General features: G+C 29.9%; 1 protein-coding gene. It reads right to left on the bottom strand.

From position 1 onward, the window contains the following. The coding region (locus ACVC2P_RS11340) for a hypothetical protein (protein WP_452598585.1) at window positions 1–418 on the bottom strand (418 nt) is incomplete at both ends.

The following is a 418-nucleotide window of genomic DNA, read 5'->3' as shown; positions in this document are numbered from 1 at the left end:
ATTTCATATAATTCCCACTCTGATTTTTGAACTTTTGGTTTGTCAATTGTATCAGCGGCTTTGATTAAGTTTTTATTTATTTTTTTCAAAGAAGCATTGAGGTTTTTTCCTTCATCTGTATCAGCAGTTGATATAATAGTAAGAATTTCTTTTGCACTAGCTCTAAGTTCTTTTGCTATTTCTTTAATTTTACTAGGGTCATATTTACCAATTTCTGTAACAATTTTATCGACATCAGATTTAACTTTATCCCTAATGGCAACTTCAGATACAAGAGTTAAGTTTAACTTCGTTAAATCTGTTGCAATCAATTTTACATCAGGTTCTATTTTTTGTAAAAGTTTTACTTTATCTGCATCACTAGATTGCTGTTCTGTTTCTTCTTCATCTTCTTGCGCATCTACACCTTCTAGAATAC

This window comes from Pontimicrobium sp. MEBiC01747 (assembly GCF_053601635.1).
Note: the sequence above shows the minus strand (reverse complement) of the source record. Positions and strands in the feature narration are given on the sequence as shown.